This window comes from Streptomyces poriticola, assembly GCF_036689765.1.
Lineage (GTDB): Bacteria > Actinomycetota > Actinomycetes > Streptomycetales > Streptomycetaceae > Streptomyces > Streptomyces poriticola.
The window spans coordinates 1-17,032 of sequence record NZ_JBAGKH010000029.1; the positions used below are offsets into that span (position 1 = coordinate 1).

The 17,032-nt window shown below is 72.3% G+C and carries 10 protein-coding genes; 2 read left to right on the plus strand and 8 right to left on the minus strand.

Translation table 11 applies throughout. The features are described 5' to 3' along the window. Positions 1-552 precede the first annotated feature (552 nt). Together V5O46_RS26195 and nrdR are read right to left on the minus strand one after the other, a co-directional pair. On the minus strand, positions 553-3,435 hold the full coding sequence (locus V5O46_RS26195; protein ID WP_332887169.1) for a vitamin B12-dependent ribonucleotide reductase: 2,883 nt from the start codon (positions 3,433-3,435) through the stop codon (positions 553-555). 164 nt (positions 3,436-3,599) lie between these two features. Then, positions 3,600-4,184 (minus strand): transcriptional regulator NrdR, encoded by a 585-nt coding sequence (gene nrdR / locus V5O46_RS26200; protein ID WP_332887170.1) that lies wholly within the window; start codon positions 4,182-4,184, stop codon positions 3,600-3,602. A 523-nt stretch (positions 4,185-4,707) separates the two neighbouring features. Here nrdR and lexA point away from each other — a divergent pair. After that, entirely contained in the window at positions 4,708-5,487 is a 780-nt protein-coding gene (gene lexA, locus V5O46_RS26205; protein ID WP_332887171.1) for a transcriptional repressor LexA, read from the plus strand. 290 nt (positions 5,488-5,777) lie between these two features. Here lexA and V5O46_RS26210 read toward each other — a convergent pair whose 3' ends face one another. The 4 genes from V5O46_RS26210 to V5O46_RS26225 all read right to left on the minus strand — a co-directional run bounded on the left by V5O46_RS26210 (position 5,778) and on the right by V5O46_RS26225 (position 12,040). After that, positions 5,778-7,754, minus strand: a complete 1,977-nt coding sequence (locus V5O46_RS26210; RefSeq protein WP_332887172.1) for an ATP-dependent DNA helicase — start codon at positions 7,752-7,754, stop codon at positions 5,778-5,780. A gap of 285 nt (positions 7,755-8,039) precedes the next feature. Next, complete coding sequence (locus tag V5O46_RS26215) at positions 8,040-8,768, minus strand: GNAT family N-acetyltransferase (protein ID WP_332887173.1); 729 nt, start codon at positions 8,766-8,768, stop codon at positions 8,040-8,042. Between the two features lie 60 nt (positions 8,769-8,828). Next, positions 8,829-10,757, minus strand: a complete 1,929-nt coding sequence (locus V5O46_RS26220) for an IucA/IucC family protein (protein ID WP_408649064.1) — start codon at positions 10,755-10,757, stop codon at positions 8,829-8,831. A gap of 5 nt (positions 10,758-10,762) precedes the next feature. Then, positions 10,763-12,040, minus strand: a complete 1,278-nt coding sequence (locus V5O46_RS26225; RefSeq protein WP_332887175.1) for an aminotransferase class III-fold pyridoxal phosphate-dependent enzyme — start codon at positions 12,038-12,040, stop codon at positions 10,763-10,765. 346 nt (positions 12,041-12,386) lie between these two features. Here V5O46_RS26225 and V5O46_RS26230 point away from each other — a divergent pair, with 346 nt between their 5' ends. Continuing rightward, positions 12,387-13,613, plus strand: a complete 1,227-nt coding sequence (locus V5O46_RS26230; protein ID WP_332887176.1) for a trypsin-like serine peptidase — start codon at positions 12,387-12,389, stop codon at positions 13,611-13,613. 193 nt (positions 13,614-13,806) lie between these two features. Here the strand turns inward: V5O46_RS26230 and hflX are convergent, their stop codons facing one another. Next, complete coding sequence (gene hflX / locus V5O46_RS26235; RefSeq protein WP_332887177.1) at positions 13,807-15,297, minus strand: GTPase HflX; 1,491 nt, start codon at positions 15,295-15,297, stop codon at positions 13,807-13,809. 186 nt (positions 15,298-15,483) lie between these two features. After that, entirely contained in the window at positions 15,484-16,995 is a 1,512-nt protein-coding gene (locus tag V5O46_RS26240; RefSeq protein WP_332887178.1) for a M1 family metallopeptidase, read from the minus strand. Between the last annotated feature and the right edge of the window lie 37 nt (positions 16,996-17,032).

Here is a 17,032-nt window from a genome sequence, read left to right on the forward strand (position 1 = left end):
AGCAGCCGGCGGTGGCGGGGTGCCTGCCGTACCGGGAGGCACCGTGACTCGGCGCGGTGCGCCCGCCCCCGAGGACGTCACCGCGACCCGTCTGCCTGATCAGTGCCTCGGGATCTCCCTGCGGCACGGGACGTCTTCGTCGTGACGCACCGGCACATGGCGAAGTGCGCGTCGAGGGTACCCGCGACGTCGGCCCCTGGACGGGCGCGCGCGGGCTCTGGGGCCAGGGGAGTCCCGCGGCGGTGACGGACGCGGCGTAGGGCAGCCGGAAAGGCACCGAGCCGCGGCAGCGGGGTTGTCCGGGCTCAGGCGGAGCGGCGGGAGGGGCCGGCCGGACAGGGCGGCCGGGGCTCCGGGCCGTCCGGGCCCGGGCGGCTCGCTCACCGGCACCCGACCTGCTCGATTCTGTTGATCGGCGCGCGAGCCTGCCATCGGAGCCCTGCAGGGGCAGCCCCCGGTGCGCGTCCCGTCCCGGACGCCGAGGGCGGTGGCGCCGGCGAACCGGCTCCACCGCCCTCGGCGGGAGGTTCACGCCCGCGTCGGGCGCGGGAATCAGCTACAGCCGCTCGTCGAGCCGCAGCCCTCGCAGATGTAGCAGGACCCGGCGCGCTGCATCTTCGTGCCACAGGAGAAGCACAGCGGGGCGTCTGCCTGGATGCCCAGCTGCATCTCCACCAGCTCTGCGCTGGTGTGCGCCTGCTGCGGCGCGGGCTTGGCGGCCTCGGCCCCGGCCCTCGGCGTGGCGATGGCCTTCAGCTCCTGGGCGCGCGGCGCCGACTGGGCCAGGCCCTCCACGTCCAGCTCGTCGTCGGAGGGCTCGTAGGAGCCGGTCTCCAGGTGACGCTGGCGTTCCTCGGCGGAGTGGATGCCGAGCGCGGAACGGGTCTCGAAGGGCAGGAAGTCCAGCGCCAGTCGGCGGAAGATGTAGTCGACGATCGACTGCGCCATCCGCACGTCCGGGTCGTCCGTCATACCAGCCGGCTCGAAACGCATGTTGGTGAACTTCGAGACGTAGGTCTCCAGCGGCACACCGTACTGGAGGCCGACCGAGACCGCGATGGAGAAGGCGTCCATCATGCCCGCGAGGGTCGAGCCCTGCTTGGACATCTTGAGGAAGACCTCACCGAGACCGTCGTCCGGGTAGGAGTTGGCGGTCATGTAGCCCTCGGCGCCGCCGACCGTGAAGGACGTCGTGATGCCGGGGCGGCCCTTGGGGAGGCGCTTGCGGACCGGGCGGTACTCGACGACCTTCTCGACCGCAGGCTCCGCGGCCTCCTCGGCCTCGGCAGCCTTCTCCTCCTTCTTCTTGGCGGAGAGCGGCTGGCCGACCTTGCAGTTGTCGCGGTAGATGGCGAGCGCCTTGACGCCCAGCTTCCAGGCCTCGAAGTAGATCTCCTCGACCTCCTCGACGGTCGCCGACTCCGGCATGTTGACCGTCTTGGAGATGGCACCGGAGATCCACGGCTGGACCGCGGCCATCATGCGGACGTGGCCCATCGGGGAGATGGCCCGCTCGCCCATGGCGCAGTCGAACACCTCGTAGTGCTCGGGCTTCAGACCGGGGGCGTCGATCACATTGCCCTGCTCGGCGATGTGGGCGACGATCGCCTCGATCTGCTCCTCCTGGTAGCCCAGGCGGCGCAGGGCCTGCGGGACGGTGCCGTTGACGATCTGCATCGAGCCGCCGCCGACCAGCTTCTTGAACTTGACCAGCGCGAGGTCGGGCTCGACACCGGTGGTGTCGCAGGACATCGCCAATCCGATGGTGCCGGTGGGAGCGAGGACGGATGCCTGGGAGTTACGGAAACCGTTCTTCTCGCCGAGGCGCAGCACGTCCTGCCAGGCCTCCGTGGCCGCGGCCCACACCGGGTTGTCCAGGTCGTCCATGCGTACGGCCACGCCGTTGGCGTCGGCGTGCTGCTTCATGACGCGCTGGTGGGCGCCGGCGTTGCGCGCGTAGCCGTCGTAGGGACCGACGACGGCGGCGAGCTCGGCGGAGCGCCGGTAGGCGGTTCCGGTCATCAGGGAGGTGATGGCACCCGCCAGTGCCCGTCCGCCGTCGGAGTCGTAGGCGTGGCCGGTGGCCATCAGCAGGGCGCCGAGGTTGGCGTAGCCGATGCCGAGCTGGCGGAAGGCGCGGGTGTTGTCGCCGATCGCCTGGGTCGGGAAGTCCGCGAAGCAGATCGAGATGTCCATCGCGGTGATGACCAGCTCGACGACCTTCTGGAACCGCTCGGTCTCGAAGGACTGATTGCCCTGGCCGTCGTCCTTGAGGAACTTCATCAGGTTCAGCGAGGCCAGGTTGCAGGACGTGTTGTCCAGGTGCATGTACTCGCTGCACGGGTTCGACGCGGTGATCCGGCCGGACTCGGGGCAGGTGTGCCAGGCGTTGATGGTGTCGTCGTACTGGATGCCGGGATCGGCGCAGGCCCAGGCGGCCTCCGCGATCTTGCGGAAGAGCTCCTTGGCGTCGACGTCGTCGATGACCTCGCCGGTCATCCGGGCCCGCAGGCCGAACCTGCCGCCCTGCTCGACCGCCTTCATGAACTCGTCGTTGACCCGGACCGAGTTGTTGGCGTTCTGGTACTGGACAGACGTGATGTCGTCGCCGCCCAGGTCCATGTCGAAGCCCGCGTCGCGCAGGACGCGGATCTTCTCCTCCTCCTTGACCTTGGTCTCGACGAAGTCCTCGATGTCGGGGTGGTCGACGTCGAGGACGACCATCTTGGCGGCGCGGCGCGTGGCGCCGCCGGACTTGATGGTGCCGGCGGAGGCGTCGGCGCCGCGCATGAAGGAGACCGGGCCGGAGGCATTGCCCCCGGAGGACAGCAGTTCCTTGGAGGAGCGGATGCGGGAGAGGTTCAGGCCGGCGCCGGAGCCGCCCTTGAAGATCATCCCCTCTTCCTTGTACCAGTTGAGGATCGACTCCATGGAGTCGTCGACGGAGAGGATGAAGCAGGCGGACACCTGCTGGGGCTGCTGGGTGCCGACGTTGAACCAGACAGGGCTGTTGAAGCTGAAGATCTGGTGCAGGAGGGCGTAGGCCAGCTCGTGCTCGAAGATCTCGGCATCGGCGGGCGAGGCGAAGTACCTGTGGTCCTCACCGGCCTTCCGGTACGTCTTCACGATGCGGTCGATCAGCTGCTTGAGGCTGGTCTCGCGCTGCGGGGTGCCGACGGCGCCGCGGAAGTACTTGCTGGTGACGATGTTGACCGCGTTCACCGACCAGAACTCGGGGAACTCGACGCCGCGCTGCTCGAAGTTGACCGAGCCGTCGCGCCAGTTGGTCATGACGACGTCACGGCCCTCCCAGGCGACCTCGTCGTAGGGGTGGATCCCGGGGGTGGTGTGGACGCGCTCGACTCGGAGTCCCTTGCCCGCCTTGGCACCCTTGGCGCGGGAACTCCGTGCCGGACCGCTCGCCGTCTCTGTCATGCCGCCTCCCTGTACGGGCAAAACGCCCTGAAGTGCCCCGTTGTTCCCGTGGGCACGGTGTTCTGTCTGGTGCCGCGGGCGTCTCTCGCTGCGCCCGCGACAGGTCTTCATCGCCGCCGTGTCGCCGGCGCCGGAGGCCCTGCCGTCCGGTACCGGCCCGCCGGTCAGTCCGCGGCGCGGGCGGGCTCGGGGACCTCGGCGGTCCCGCCGCGCCCTTGGTCGTCCTCCCGGCGCCCCGTGGCAGCGTCCGGGCGCTGCCCGCCGGCGGTGTCCGCGCGGTCCGCGTCGACCGCATCGGACTGTCCCGTCTGTTCTCTGAGCTCCGTGATCGCGGCCTCGAAGTCCTCGAGCGACTCGAACGCCCGGTAGACCGAGGCGAACCGCAGATAGGCGACGAGGTCGAGTTCCTGGAGCGGACCGAGTATCGCCAGACCCACGTCGTGGGTGGTCAGCTCGGCGCTTCCGGTGGCCCGCACCGCCTCCTCGACCCGTTGGCCGAGCTGGGCGAGCGCGTCCTCGGTGACGGGCCTGCCCTGGCACGCCTTGCGCACGCCGTTGATGACCTTGGTGCGGCTGAACGGTTCGGTGACCCCGGACCGCTTGATCACCATCAGCGAGCACGTCTCCACGGTCGTGAAACGACGCGAGCAGTCGGGGCACTGGCGGCGCCTGCGGATCGACGTGCCGTCGTCGGTCGTACGGCTGTCGACGACACGGCTGTCGGGGTGCCTGCAGAAGGGGCAGTGCATGGACTCCAACCCTCCTCACAGCAGACTCAACAGCCTCGTAGGACCTCTCGGGCCCCTCCCGAAGCAGCCCCCAGCATAGGCGATCGCCGAGGGCCCGTAGACCTCGGGGGACTCGAGCGACCACAACTTGTGGGCTGCTGATGCAATCCAACCACTAGATGTGGGGATTGGCTCATACATACACGCCACTCACGCGTGTCGCGTCCGCGGTGACGCATGCGGAGATACGGTGAGTCCCGTACGGAGGGCGCGTGGGACTTGCGCGCAGGAGGAGAACCGGACCCCGCACGGCGGGAACCGGGTGGCAGACTGGGTCGGCAACGCGCGCGGCCGACCGCCCACCCCGGCCGTGAAGCGTACAGCAGCGGGTCCTCGTACCCGCCGGACAACGCGGCAGCCATACACCTGGACGCCTGATCACGTCACGTGATCCGCGAATTTTCACTCGAACGTGTGTTTGGCGCAACCTTTCGAAAGCATCTACCGTTGTCCTGCAGGGAGACCATCGAGAGGGGCCGACGACGTGACCACCACCGCAGACAGTGCCGCCATCACTGCCCAGGACCGTTCCCCGGGCCGGCTCGAACCCGTGCCCGCGATGAGCGACGCCGCGAGTCCCGAGGGACCCAAGCGCTCCCTGCCCGGCCGACCTCCAGGCATCCGGGCCGACAGCTCCGGACTCACGGACCGCCAGCGCCGGGTGATCGAGGTCATCAGGGACTCCGTGCAGCGCCGGGGCTACCCGCCGTCGATGCGGGAGATCGGCCAGGCGGTCGGCCTCTCCAGCACGTCCTCCGTCGCCCACCAGCTGATGGCCCTGGAGCGCAAGGGCTTCCTGCGCCGGGACCCGCACCGCCCGCGCGCGTACGAGGTGCGCGGCTCCGACCAGGCCGCGTCGGTGCAGCCCACCGACACCGCCGGCAAGCCCGCCGCGTCCTATGTGCCGCTCGTCGGCCGCATCGCCGCCGGTGGTCCGATCCTCGCCGAGGAGTCCGTCGAGGACGTCTTCCCGCTGCCCCGGCAGCTGGTCGGCGACGGTGAGCTGTTCGTACTCAAGGTCGTCGGCGACTCGATGATCGAGGCCGCAATCTGCGACGGCGACTGGGTCACGGTCCGCCGCCAGCCCGTCGCCGAGAACGGCGACATCGTGGCGGCCATGCTCGACGGCGAGGCGACCGTCAAGCGCTTCAAGCGCGAGGACGGCCACGTCTGGCTGCTTCCGCACAACGCGGCCTACGAGCCGATCCCCGGCGACGACGCGACCATCCTCGGCAAGGTGGTGGCGGTACTGCGCCGCGTCTGAGGCGGCCACGGCGGGCGACCCTGCGGCCCGCCGTACCGACCGGGCCCCGGGACCACTGCGCCGGTTCCGGGGCCCTGTGCTGTCCGGCGCCCGGAACGACGGGCGGAGTCTCCATCGGCCGGAAGGCAGGTCGGAGCGTCCAGCGGCCGATAGGACGGGCAGCGGCTCCGACGGCCGGGCAGGACGGGCAGCGTCTCCGAGGGCGACAGGACGGGCGGAGTGTTCAGCGCCTGGCAGGACGGGCGCAGGTCCTCACCGCCCTCCGATCGTCCTGCCGGGCGCCGGTCCGCTCACCCGGCGTCCGCCTGCCGGGCCGCCGCGTCGATCGCGGCGAGGGACTTGCGGACCTGGTTGCCGTCCGTGGTGGCCCAGAAGTCGGGCAGCGAGGCCTTGAGGTAGCTCCCGTACCGGGCCGTGGCCAGCCTCGGGTCCAGCACGGCGACCACCCCGCGGTCGCCCGACGCCCGGACGAGCCGACCCGCGCCCTGGGCCATGAGCAGCGCCGCGTGCGTGGCGGCGACCGCCATGAAACCGTTGCCCCCCGCCTCCTCCACGGCCTTCTGCCGGGCGCTCATCAGGGGATCGTCGGGACGCGGGAACGGGATCTTGTCCATCACGACCAGCTGGCAGCTGGGTCCGGGCACATCGACGCCCTGCCAGAGCGAGAGAGTGCCGAACAGACACGTGCGCGGATCGGCGGCGAAGTTCTTGATCAGCTCCCCTAGCGTCTCCTCGCCCTGGAGGAGCACGGGGAAGTCGGGGATGCGGGAGCGCAGCTCCTCCGCGGCCAGCTGGGCCGCGCGCATCGACGAGAACAGCCCCAGGGTGCGGCCACCGGCGGCCCGGACCAGCTCGGTGAGCTCGTCGAGCATGTCACCGCGGTCTGCGTCGCGCGCCGGGCGGGCCAGGTGCTTGGCGATGTACAGGATGCCCTGCTTGCGGTAGTCGAACGGCGAGCCGACGTCGACGCCCTTCCACTGCGGGACGTCGTCGCCCTCGGTTCCCTCCGGGGAGAGGCCCAGTGAGGCACCCACGCCGTTGAAGTCGCCGCCCAGCTTCAGGGTGGCCGAGGTGAGGACGACCGAGCGGTCGGCGAAGAGCTTCTCGCGCAGCAGACCGGACACGGACATGGGAGCGACCCTGAGGGAGGCCCCGAACCGGTCGTGCCGCTCGTACCAGACGACGTCCCACTCGGAGCCGTTGGCGATCCGCTCGGCGACGTCGTGCACGTTCTCCACGGAGGCCAGCGCCTGTTTGCGGACGGCGTCCTCGTCCTGGACCGACTTGTCGCGCGTCGCCCCGATCGCGGAGATGACCGTACGGCAGGCGTCCCGCAGGGCCATCAGCGCGTAGCCGAGGTCCTCCGGGATCTCCTCCAGACGGCCGGGCAGGGCCAGCTCCATCAGCCGCTCGAAGCCCTCCGCGGCGGTCTGCAACTGGTCGGCGGCCTTCTCGTTGACCAGTTTCGCGGCGCGCCGCACCGCTCGGTTGACCTGGCCGGGAGTGAGCTCGCCGGTGGCGGCACCGGTCACCCGGGAGACCAGCTCATGCGCCTCGTCGACGATCAGCACCTCGTGCTGCGGCAGCACCGGGGCACCCTCGATGGCGTCGATCGCGAGCAGCGCGTGGTTGGTGACGACGACCTCGGAGAGCTTGGCGCGCTCCCGGGCGTTCTCGGCGAAGCACTCCGCGCCGTACACGCACTTCGAGGCGCCCAGGCACTCCCGGGACGACACCGACACCTGGGCCCAGGCCCGGTCCGAGACGCCCGGGGTGAGATCGTCCCGGTCGCCGGTCTCGGTCTCGTCGGCCCAGTCGCGCATGCGGAGCAGGTCCTGGCCCAGTCTGCTGGTCGGGGCGGCGGCCTCGAACTGGTCGAAGAGCCCCTCCTCCTCGTCCTGCGGGACACCTTCATGGAGGCGGTGCAGACACAGGTAGTTCGACCTGCCCTTCAGCATGGCGAACTCCGGGCGGCGGCGCAGCAGCGGGTGCAGCGCGTCCACCGTGCGCGGCAGGTCGCGCTCCACGAGCTGGCGCTGGAGGGCCAGGGTGGCGGTGGCCACGACGACCCGGTCCCCGTGGGCCAGCGCCGGCACCAGGTACCCCAGCGACTTGCCGGTGCCGGTGCCGGCCTGGACCAGCAGATGGGAGCCGTCGTCGATGACCTCCGCGACGGCTTCGGCCATGGCCACCTGACCGGGGCGCTCCGTGCCGCCCACGGCGGTGACGGCGGCATGCAGGAGTTCGGGGAGTGAGGGCTTCGTCATAGCCCGTCCACCCTACGACCCGGGACTGACAATCGGGCGATCACGGCCGCGACCACCGGACGGCGGACGGGGCCCGGAGGGTGGACGGGGCCCGGACGGCGAACGAGGCCCGGACGGCGAACGAGGCCCGGACGGCGAACGGGGCCCGGAGCATGGACGGGGGTCAAGACGACAGGCTCCTCGACTGCGGTGGTGTGGGCGGCGGCCGGTCAGCGCGGGCGGCGGCCGGACAACGCGGGCGGCGGACTGGGCTGGCGGCGGCCGGGCAACGCGGGCCGAGCACCGCTACGCCGGGGCCTTCGGGAACCGGTCCCGGATCATCAGTGCGGCCCGCTTGGCGGGCAGGTCCACCTCGGCGACGCAGCGGAATCCCGCGCCCTGGAAGGCGGCCACGGAGGGGGTGTTGCGCAGGTCGGGCTCGGCGAGGACGCGTGCGCAGCGCGGCCGGCGGGCGAGCACTAGGTCGGCGACGGCCCTGATCAGCGTGGTGCCCAGCCCGCACCCGCGGTCGCCGGCGTCGCCGATGAGCAGATGGATGCCGGTGTCGTGGGGCCGGACGGGCACGTGCCTGGCCAGCGGGTCGAGATCGGCTCGGTAGACCTCCCAGTAGCTCATCGGAGTGCCCTCCAGTACGCCGACGCACGGAACGCTGCGGCCGTCGCCGGCCAGCTGGGCGCGCACATGCTCCTCGGTCACGCCCTGCTCCCCGCTGAGCTCCCAGAACGCCGAGACACCGGGGTCGTTCATCCAGCGCCCGATCATGGCAATGTCCCGCTCCGGGCGGACCGGAACGAGGTGGAACACCCCGGCGGGCGTGACGCTCGGCCCCCAGTCGGCGATCCGGTCGAGCAGATCGTCCCCCAGCCACGGCATGCGTTCGGGACCGGGGTCCCGCGGCGCGACGAGAGAAGCGAAGTCGTCGGGGAGCCGGAAGTCCAGGGTGTCCTCGCCGTCCGGACCCGCACCGGCTCCCGGGTCGGTACCGGCGTCGGTGCTCGCGTCGGTGGGTGGCACGGCGGCGCTCCTCTCAGCAGGCGGGTTCGGTCAGGCTTGACGGGGGGGCGTGAGGACGGGTCAGCGGTGCAGCGGGTTGGCGATGGTGACGTAGACGGACTGGGTGTCGACCGGACCGACGAGCTCGTCCAGGCCGCGCAGCCGGGTCAGCAGATTGGCTTTGCAGCGCAGCACGGGTGAGTCCAGCAGGAGCGCGGGCAGCGACCCGGGCGCCCGGCCCGGTCCCGTGGCGGCGCCGCCGAGGAACCGGCGGAAGGCGGCCAGCAGCAGCTGTTCGTCGGCGAGTTGCATGGATCCGAAGGCACCGATCAGACCGCAGACGTTGTTGAGGGCGAGGTAGTACGCGAAGCGTTCGTCGGCGACCTCGTCGGCGACGAAGGTGTCGCTGTGCCCGCCGATGCCCGGCAGCCGGGCCTCGAGTGCGGCGCGCCGGGATGCTCGGAAGTAGTAGCCCTGGTTGTCGCGGTAGCGTCCGCCGGCCGGCCACCCGTCGGGGTCGAGGAGGACGAGCGTGTTCTGCTGGTGTGCCTCCAGGGCGATACCGGCCTCGTCGTCCAGCCACAGCACGGGACGTACGACGGCTTCCAGGTAGCGCAGGAACCACTCGGCGGCGACGGCCCCGACGGGGCGGCCGGTCCGTGCGGCGAGCCGGGCGACGAGGTCCGCCAGCCGGGAGCGGTGATCCGGCCGCCCGGGCCGCGCTGCGACCAGACCGGCGACGCAGGAGACGTCGTCCGAGGGGCCGAAGGGGTTGTGCCGGATCATCACGTCGAGTCCGCGCAACGGCGTGCCGTCCGCCGCGTCGACGCCCACCCAGGCGGGATCGCGGACGGTGTCGAAGCCGGGGTGTGCGGCCCGCCACTGCCGGGACAGCCCGCTGCGCAGCAGCCGGTGGACCTCGACGCCCCGATGGAGTTCCTTGCGGAGGTTCTCCCGGCGAGAGTTGGTGATGTCCAGCCCCAGGGACAGCTTGAGCATGGCGGGTGCGCCGGTCCGGTGGACGGTGCGCACGGAGGACGTGGGGTGCCAGTGGTCTCCGTGGGCGCCGAGGTCGAGGAGCAGTCCCGCGTCCAGCAGGGCGGCGACATCGGGGCGGTGGCGGAGCTCGCGGAGCTGCCAGGGGTGGACGGGCAGGGCGGTGTGTCCGTCCGGCAGCGCCGGACCGGGCCCCGCGAGACGCGCGGTGAGCCGGGGTGCGGGGACCGGGCGGCCGCGCTCGGTCCAGGCGGAGTCGGTGGCGAGGAGGCCGGGTGCCACGGCCAGCCAGCGCAGGGGGAAGGAGCCGCGCAGTTCGGGTGAGTAGCGCCGGGTCTCCGCCTCGGACAGTCCCTCGCGGCTCTTCGGCGCCGGATGCAGGGGGTGTCCCAGGAGGAGCGCCTGCTCTGCGTCGAGGAAGAGGTCGGCAGGGGCGTCCGGCACCGCTCCGGGTCCCGCGGCGCGTTCCCGGAGGAAGAGGGCGGTACGGCGTACGGAGTCGGCGACCCGCGCGACGAGGTCGGCGCCGTGGGTCCCGTCGGCGTCCGCCTCCTCCCGGGCGAGCAGCGCCGCGACCATGACCGCGTCGGCCGGTGCGGCGGCCTCGGGGGCACCGGCCGGCCGCGGGGGGCCGAAGCGGTGCCGGCCCGTCGGCGACCAGTGGGTGACGGGGACGAGCAGCGCCGTACCGCTGGCGGGCAGAGCGATGCGGAGGGTGCCGTCGCCGGGGGCGGGCAGCCCCTTCTCCCGCACCCAGCAGCGCAGCAGGTTCTCCACCGCCGCCGACTGGGCCATGGCGTGCGAGTCCGCCGCGAGCAGGTCCGCCGTGCCCGGGACCTCCGCGTGCGGGGCCCCCGTGCCCGGACCCCCCGTGCCCGGGACCGCCGCATGCGAGTCCGTCCAACACCGGCCCGTGGCCGGCGGGTCCGAGGCGTCCGTGCTCGTGGACCTGGGGACCGGGCGGTCGTACGGGGTCGGCGGCGGGACGGGGACGCGGTCGAGGGGCGTCGGCACAGTGCTCACGTGGCGCCTCCCCCGGCCGGCGTGCGGGCCACCGCCCGTACCGCGTCGGCGAGTCGGTCGAGTACCGCCGCCGCCTGCTCCTCGGTGATGGTCAGCGGCGGAAGCAGCCGGACGACGTTCTCGTGCCGGCCGCCCACGTCGACGATGAGACCGCGCCGCAGGCTCTCCCGGCGTACCGCGACGGCCAGTTCGCGCGCTCGGCGGCCATGAGCTGCTGGAGCGGATCCGGTGCCGGCCCCGGCATCAGCCTCGGCGCCGGCCCCGGCCTCCGGGTCCGTCATCTGGACCCCGATCATCAGCCCGCGCCCCCGCACCTCGCCGACGCAGCCGAACCGCGCTGCCAGTTCGCGCAGTTGACGGAGCATCCGGGACCCCAGGACCGCCGCACGCTCGGCGAGCCGGTGCTCGCGGACGTGGGCGAGGGTCGCTCTGCCCGCGGCCATGGCGAGCTGGTTGCCGCGGACGCGGCAGGCGCGGGCCGTGGGCTCCCCGGTTTCCAGGCCGTCGCGGTGGACGACGACGGCCAGCGGCAGGCTGCCGCCGATGGCCTGGGAGAGCACCATGACGTCGGGGCTGACCCCGCTGTGCTGCACGGCCCAGAAGGCGCCGCTGCGTCCCACGCCGGTCTCGGACTCGTCGGCGATCAGCGGGACGGCCCGGTCGGCCGTGAGCGCCCGCAGCCGGCGCAGCCAGCCCTCGGGGGCGGGGGCCATGCCGCCGTCGCCCCGTACGGGGTGCACGACCACCCCCGCCGGTAGCCGGGCACGGTCCTCGGTGGCGGCGAGCGCGGCCTCGGCTGCCCTCTCCTCGTCGTCGTCCTCGCACGGGACGTGTTCGAGGGTGCGGATCCCGGTCCGTCCGGTGGCCGCCCGGGCCAGGCGGACGGCGGTCTCCAGGGCGTCGGTCCGGGACGGTCCGCAGAAGCGCACGCGCGCGTGGCGCGCCAGTGCCGGCGGCAGCGTACGGGTCAACTCGGCCACGAAGGCGTCCTCCACCGGAGTCGCCCCACCGAGCACCTGGAGGGGGACACCGGAGTCGAGGACCTTGCGGATCGCCTCCAGCACGACGGGGTGGTGGTGCCCGAGGACGAGCATTCCGGCGCCGGAGAGACAGTCCAGATAGCGGCGGCCGTCCGCGCCGTCGACGGTCAGGCCGCGGGCCCGGACCGGCACGACCGGCAGGGCACACGCGTAGCTGCGCGTGGACGGGTCGCGCGCTGTCTGACGCCTCGGTACGCCCTCGTGCGCCGTACGCGCCTCGTCCACCGACGTCACCGCCGACCCCCTGCCGACTCCCCGTACCCGGATCCCTCCACGGCTACCGACCTCCCGCTCTCCAGGGACGAGCCGGCCTCGCGCGTCGCCCTCCGCACGGGGACCCACCCGTACCGAGTCTCGGACCGGCCCCCACCGCTACCAACCGCGCACCCGTCGGCCGGTTACGGGTTGCGGCAAGATCCTTGCCGTGACGTAACCGTTGCCGTTCCGTCGGAACTCCCCCACAGCGACCGCATAGTGTGTGGTGCCGTTCCAGGCGTCACCCGGTCGGCGGCACGGCTCGGCCGGCCGGTCCGACCGGGCTTCGGCGCCACGTACGTTCACAGCAGGGGGAGTCACCACCATGCGTTCCATACGGCCGTCGTTCACCGCCCGCCGACGAGGGGGCGGGCGCCGCACCTCCCCCGGGCCGGCCGCAGTCGCCCTGGTCTCGGCGCTGGTGCTCACCGCCACAGCCTGCGAGTCGGGGGACGCCGAGGCGGGCGGGGACGCCTCGGCCACGGCCGCCGACTACGGCAACGGCAAGGGCGGGATCACGATCCCGGACCACATCAAGGACAAGCTCAAGGAACACGGGATCGACGTCGACCAGTGGCGGGACGGCGCCTGGAAGAACTGGGACCGGGAGGACTGGCTGCGCGAGGCGCAGGACTTCGTCAACCCGATCATCGAGGGGCTGTGGGACCCGGACCGCATGCGGGACGCCCAGGAACCGGACCAGGAGGTCGACGAGGGCGAGATCTCGGGTGACCAGGGGGTCACCGACCCGGAGCCGCAGCCGGTCGAGGCGCAGTCCGTGCCGCCCAAGTACCACGACAACGCCGCCACGGCGGGCAAGCTGCTCTTCGACTCGCCCAAGGGCTCGATGGTCTGCTCGGCGACGGTGGTGAAGGACCCGGCCAACCCGGGCAGGTCCAACCTGGTGTGGACCGCGGGCCACTGCGTGCACGCCGGCAAGGAGGGAGGCTGGTACCGCAACATCGCCTTCGTGCCGTCGTACAACGACGCGGGCATGTCGACCGAGGAGCTGCAGAACGCCACCAAGGAGGAGGTCGCTCCGTACGGCGTCTGGTGGGGCGACTGGGCGCAGACGTCGGACCAGTGGATCGAGCAGGGCGGAGCGACGGGCGGCGACGGCGCCGCCCACGACTTCGCCGTCATCCATGTGACGCCGGAGGACGGCAGCGGCGGCAAGTCGCTGGAGGAGACGGTCGGTTCGGCGCTGGACGTGGACTTCGAGGCTCCGGCGGTGCCGCAGGTCGAGAGCATCACCGCGACCGGCTACCCGGCCGCGCCGCCGTACGACGGGCAGGAGCTGTTCCGGTGCGAGGACAAGCCCGGCCGGCTGTCGATCACCGCGTCCGACCCGACGATGTACCGCATCGGCTGCACGATGACCGGGGGTTCGTCCGGCGGCGGCTGGGTCGCCACCGGTTCCGACGGCAAGCCCGCACTGGTCTCCAACACCTCGATCGGCCCGGTGACGGGCGGCTGGCTGGCCGGTCCGCGCCTGGGCGAGGCGGCCAAGGGCGTGTTCGACGCGGTCAGCGGCAAGTTCGCAGGACAGTAGTCCGGCGCGCTCGGAACCAGGAACCGGCCGCGGAGGGTCGGAGCCGCAAGCGGCTTCCGGCCCTCGGCAGCACGAAAGCGGCCTGCCGCACATGCGGCAGCGGTCCGTGACGGCCATGGCGGCGGGCCGCCCCCTGCTGCAGGGGGCGGCCCGCCGCCGTCTCTCTCTGTCCGGCCGGAGGTGTCCGCGGTGCTCAGGCGATCGGCGCCGGGGCGTACGGCATGAGCTCCGCCGCGAGCTCCTCGTGCACCCGCGCCTTGAGCAGGGTGCCCTCCGCGGTGTGCTCCTCGGAGATCACCTCACCCTCGTCGTGCGCACGGGCGACCAGCTTGCCGCGGGTGTACGGCACGAGCGCCTCGATCTCGACGGACGGGCGGGGCAGCTCGCGGTCGATCAGGGCGCGCAGCTCGTCGATGCCCTTGCCGGTGCGGGCGGAGACCACGAGCGAGTGCTTCTCGACCCGCAGCAGCCGCTGCAGCACCAGCGGATCGGCCAGGTCGGCCTTGTTGATCACGACGATCTCGGGTACGGAGGTGGCACCGACCTCCCGGATCACCTCGCGCACGGCGGCCAGCTGCTCCTCCGGGTCGGGGTGCGAACCGTCCACCACGTGCAGGATCAGGTCGGAGTCGCCGACCTCCTCCATCGTGGAGCGGAACGCCTCGACCAGGTGGTGCGGCAGATGCCGGACGAAGCCGACGGTGTCGGCCAGCGTGTACAGCCGCCCGCTCGGGGTCTCGGCCCGGCGGACGGTCGGGTCGAGGGTCGCGAACAGGGCGTTCTCGACCAGCACGCCGGCGCCGGTGAGGCGGTTGAGCAGGGAGGACTTGCCGGCGTTGGTGTAGCCGGCGATGGCGACGGAGGGCACCTTGTGACGGCGGCGCTCCCTGCGCTTGATCTCACGGCCGGTCTTCATCTCCGCGATCTCCCGGCGCATCTTCGCCATCTTCTCGCGGATCCGGCGCCGGTCCGTCTCGATCTTGGTCTCACCGGGACCGCGGGTCGCCAGACCGCCGCGGCCACCGCCCATCTGCCGGGACAGCGACTGGCCCCAGCCGCGCAGCCTGGGCAGCATGTACTGCATCTGCGCGAGCGCGACCTGCGCCTTGCCCTCCCGGGATTTGGCGTGCTGGGCGAAGATGTCCAGGATCAGGGCGGTCCGGTCGATGACCTTGACCTTGGCGACGTCCTCCAGCTGGATCAGCTGGCCGGGGCTGAGCTCACCGTCGCAGATGACGGTGTCCGCGCCCGTCTCCTGGACGATGTCGCGCAGCTCCTCGGCCTTGCCGGAGCCGATGTAGGTGGCGGCGTCGGGCTTGTCCCGGCGCTGGATCACGCCGTCGAGGACGAGTGCGCCCGCCGTCTCCGCGAGGGCGGCCAGCTCGGCGAGGGAGTTCTCCGCGTCGCGCGCGGTTCCCGTGGTCCAGACGCCGACGAGGACGACCCGCTCCAGCCGGAGCTGGCGGTACTCGACCTCGGTGACGTCCTCGAGCTCGGTGGAGAGCCCCGCCACACGGCGCAGGGCCGCGCGGTCGGAGCGGTCGAACTGGTCGCCGTCCCGCTCTCCGTCGATCTCGTGGCTCCAGGCGACGTCCTCTTCCATCAGGGCATCGGCCCGAAGACCCTCGGAGTAGCTGTGCGCAAGGCGCTGGGTGTCCTGGGAAGGGGAAGAAGAGGAGGTCATTGGATCCTTACGTAGCTGGAAGTCTGGTCCGTCACTGGTCACAACGTGCGAGTACCCCCGGGGATTCCCGCTACCACCCTTACCCGTGCCGGTCGGGGTACCGCGGGGGATCTCCGGTTCCGGCGCGCGGGCCGTGCCGTGGCGTCCCGACGATGGTCGCACGGCACGGGCCGTCTCGTCACCGGCTTATTCATCCGCCGCTCCCCCGGCGGCTGCCGGTTGTCCGGCCGCGGGTGCGGGGACCTGGGACTTCCACTCCGGGTGCCCGGGCATGGGCGGGGTCTTCGCGTCGTACAGCCAGGCCTGGAGGAAGCCGCTCAGATCACGGCCGGCGGTCTGCGACGCGAGGCGGACGAAGTCGGTGGTGCCCGCCGTGCCGTCCCGGTGGCCGCTCACCCACGCCCGCTGCAGGCGGTCGAAGGCGAGGTGGCCGATCTCCTGGCGCAGCGCGTAGAGCACGAGCGCGGCGCCGTCGTAGACGTTGGCGCGGAAGATGCCGGTCTTGCTGCCGGAGGCCGGTGGCTCGGGTGCGCCCGGCGGTCCGCCCGCCTCGCGCCAGCGGTCGGAGACGCCGTAGGCGGCCTTCATCCGGTCCGCCAGCGGCCGTCCGGCCGTCTCCTCGGCGTACAGCGCCTCGTACCAGGTGGCGTGGCCCTCGTTGAGCCACAGGTCGGACCAGGTGCGGGGGGTGACGCTGTTGCCGAACCACTGGTGGGCCAGCTCGTGCACCATGATCGACTCGACGTACCAGCGGGGGTAGGCGGGATCGGTGAAGAGCTTGCGTTCGAACAGCGAGAGCGTCTGTGTCTCGAGGGCGAACCCGGTGGTGGCGTCGGCCAGGAGTACCCCGTACGTCTCGAAGGGGTAGCGTCCGACCTTGGCCTCCATCCAGGCGATCTGGTCCGGGGTCTTCTCCAGCCAGGGTTCCAGTGCCTCGCGGTGCCGGGTGGGCACGACGTCCCGGACGGGCAGTCCGTGCGGGCCGGTGCGGCGCAGCACGGTGGAGCGCCCGATGGACACCTGGGCGAGTTCGGTGGCCATGGGGTGCCGGGTGCGGTACGTCCAGGTGGTCGCGCCGCCGGCGCGGTCGACCCCGGCGGGCAGGCCGCCCGCGACCGCGGTGTGGCCGTCGGGGGCGGTGACGCGGATGGTGAACAGCGCCTTGTCGGAGGGGTGGTCGTTGCAGGGGAACACCAGGTGGGCGGCGTCGGCCTGGTTGGCCATGGCGAGACCGTCCGCGGTGCGCACCCAGCCGCCCTTGCGTCCGCCGGTGTACACCGGGTCGCTGGTGTGCCGCACGGTGATGCGCATCCAGTCGCCCTGGTCGACCTCGTCCTCGGGGGTGATCACCAGGTCCTCGCCGGCGCCGGTGAACTCTGCGGGATCGCCGTCGACGTCGACGGAGTGGACCCGTCCGTGGGCGAAGTCGAGGTTGATCCGCTCCAGGTCGGCCGTCGCCCAGGCGTCGATGACGGTGATCGCCTCCAGCGGCGCGCTGTTGCTGCCGGAGTAGGTGAAGGACAGGTCGTAGGCGGCGACGTCGTATCCGGGGTTGCCCAGATGCGGGAAGAGGCGGTCGCCGACGCCCAGCGGGGTCGGCGGAGCCGCGGCGGCGACCAGACAGGCGGAGACGGCGGAGGCGAGCAGCGCCGCGGCCGTGCGCCGGCGGCGGGCCCGGAGGTGGGGGGTGTGCAGCATGCCCCACGGCTATCAGCGGGCGGGGACGCGGTGGCGG

Excerpts from the sequence above, each read along its gene's own strand:
- V5O46_RS26195 (WP_332887169.1), bottom strand. The coding sequence starts at position 3,435 with ATGACAGAGACGGCGAGCGGTCCGGCACGGAGTTCCCGCGCCAAGGGT.
- nrdR (WP_332887170.1), bottom strand. The coding sequence starts at position 4,184 with ATGCACTGCCCCTTCTGCAGGCACCCCGACAGCCGTGTCGTCGACAGC.
- V5O46_RS26210 (WP_332887172.1), bottom strand. The coding sequence starts at position 7,754 with ATGACGAAGCCCTCACTCCCCGAACTCCTGCATGCCGCCGTCACCGCC.
- V5O46_RS26230 (WP_332887176.1), top strand. The coding sequence starts at position 12,387 with ATGCGTTCCATACGGCCGTCGTTCACCGCCCGCCGACGAGGGGGCGGG.
- hflX (WP_332887177.1), bottom strand. The coding sequence starts at position 15,297 with ATGACCTCCTCTTCTTCCCCTTCCCAGGACACCCAGCGCCTTGCGCAC.
- V5O46_RS26240 (WP_332887178.1), bottom strand. The coding sequence starts at position 16,995 with ATGCTGCACACCCCCCACCTCCGGGCCCGCCGCCGGCGCACGGCCGCG.